The following is a 2,335-nucleotide window of genomic DNA, read 5'->3' as shown; positions in this document are numbered from 1 at the left end:
GACAAGCTGCGTGCCCTTCTGGGTGCCGGTTTGAAGTTCGACGAAGACCGTGCTGTGGCCTTCTCATCAGAACGTTCGGGTGAGACCACCAAGGCAGAGCACGGCATAGACAACGCGTCGGAGTGGTTGGGTATGGAGGTTCCCGAGGTTTATTCGGGGGAATTGTCCGAGTTCGTTTTTGCCGCAGGTGTGAAGCTTCTGCGTGAATTCAAACCGGACGTGATGTATCTCTCGACCTCCGATTACATCCAGCACAAGTTTGCCCCGGATCAGCAGGGCGCCTTGGACTTTTACGAGATGTTCGACCGTTACTTGGGTGAACTGGATGAATTGGGCGCTGCGATCATCGTGACCGCCGACCATGGCATGAAACCCAAGCATCACGAAGACGGTTCGCCGAAAGTGGTCTATGCTCAGGATCTGATGGACGAGTGGTTGGGCAAAGACGCGGCGCGTGTGATTCTGCCGATCACTGACCCCTATGTTGTGCATCATGGCTCACTTGGATCCTTTGCGACTTGCTACTTGCCGGAAGGTGCGGATCAGGCGGATATCATGGCCAAGCTGCGTGCCACGCCGGGCATCACCTATGTTCTGACCAACTCCGAAGCTGTGGCCGCCTATGAGCTGCCGTCAGATCGGATTGGTGACATTGTGATGATCTCGGGCGAGAATATCTGCATCGGCACATCCGAGCACCGTCACGACCTGGCGGCGCTGAAGGAACCGCTGCGCAGCCATGGTGGTTTGACCGAACAGGAAGTGCCGTTCATCTGTAACCGCGTTCTGGCCCTGCCCGAACGTCCCGTTCTGCGCAACTTCGATGCGTTCTTCTACGCAACCGAAGCGGCTGCTCTGTAATCGAAAGGTCTGACACACATGAAAGACAAGATCGAAATCCGCGAAGAGGGGATGCGTATTGGCGGCAAGGTTGTCTTTACCAAAGAGGTGATCGAGGTAAAGTATCCCTACACCGAAGAAGTGATCGGCACGGTGCCTGCGGGCACCGCCGAGCATGCGCGCCAGGCCTTTGAAATTGCGGCGAATTACAATTCCAAACTGACCCGTTATGAGCGCAGCCAGATCCTGCAGCGCGCAGGCGAGCTGATTGGCGAACGTCGTGACTATCTTGCCAAATGGCTGACACTGGAGCTTGGTATCTGTCACCAGCACGCGATCTATGAAACCAAGCGCGCGCAGGATGTCTATCAGTTTGCGGCAGCTCAGGCGCTTCAGGATGATGGCGAGATTTTCTCCTGTGATTTGACCCATAATGGCAAGGATCGCAAGATCTTCACCAAGCGTGAACCGGTGAAAGCCATTTCGGCCATCACCCCGTTCAACCATCCGCTGAACATGGTCAGCCATAAAATCGCACCGTCAATTGCCACCAACAACTGCATGGTCTGCAAGCCGACGGAACTCACACCACTTACGGCGATTGCACTGGCGGATATTCTTTATGAGGCGGGCTTGCCGCCCGAGATGTTCCAGATCGTGACCGGCTGGCCGCAGGATATCGGCGAAGAGATGATGGTGAATGAACACATCGACATCATCACATTCACCGGCGGTGTCCCGGTGGGCAAGCTGATCGCCAACAAGGCGGGCTACAAGCGTCAGGCGCTGGAGCTTGGCGGCAATGACCCGCTGATCATTTGCAATGACCTCAGCGATGCCGATCTGGAAAAAGCGGCGACCATCGCCGTGGCCGGTGCCACCGGCAACTCGGGACAGCGCTGCACGGCAATCAAGCGGATCTTGGTGCAGGAAAGCGTGGCTGATAAGTTTGTGCCGATGGTTCTGGAGAAGGCCAAGAAGATCAAATTTGGCGATCCTCAGGATCCGGAAACCGAACTTGGTTGCGTGATCCATGCACAGGCCGCCGAGCTGTTTGAAAAACGTGTCTATATGGCCGAAGCGGAAGGCGCTGAGATCCTCTATCATCCGGGTCGCCAAGGCGCCCTTCTGCCACCGATTGTGGTGGACAAGGTGCCCCATGGCAGCGAGCTGGTGATGGAAGAGACCTTTGGCCCGATTGTGCCGATTGTGCGTGTGCCGGATAATGATGAAGAGGTGATGAAGATCTCCAACGGCACTGAGTTCGGCTTGTCGTCCGGTGTCTGCACCAACGATCTGAACCGTGCCATTGCCTATATCAACGGACTTGACGTGGGCACCTGCAACATCTGGGAACAACCCGGATACCGCATCGAAACCTCGCCATTCGGAGGCATCAAGGACAGCGGCAACGCGGTCAAGGAAGGTGTCACCGAAGCAATGAAGTTCTTTACCAATGTAAAAACATACTCACTCCCCTGGCCGAACTAATCGG

General features: G+C 55.8%; 2 protein-coding genes. Both read left to right on the top strand.

The window, feature by feature from the left end; translation table 11 throughout:
• The coding region (locus O2N63_RS17425; RefSeq protein ID WP_271055586.1) for an alkaline phosphatase family protein at positions 1 to 861 on the top strand (861 nt) is incomplete at its 5' end.
• A gap of 18 nt (positions 862 to 879) precedes the next feature.
• A complete protein-coding gene (gene phnY / locus O2N63_RS17420; protein WP_271055585.1) occupies positions 880 to 2,331 on the top strand; it encodes a phosphonoacetaldehyde dehydrogenase in 1,452 nt (483 codons plus the stop codon).
• Positions 2,332 to 2,335: the final 4 nt, after the last annotated feature.

This window comes from Aliiroseovarius salicola, from assembly GCF_027891095.1.
GTDB lineage: Bacteria > Pseudomonadota > Alphaproteobacteria > Rhodobacterales > Rhodobacteraceae > Aliiroseovarius > Aliiroseovarius salicola.
Note: the sequence above shows the minus strand (reverse complement) of the source record. Positions and strands in the feature narration are given on the sequence as shown.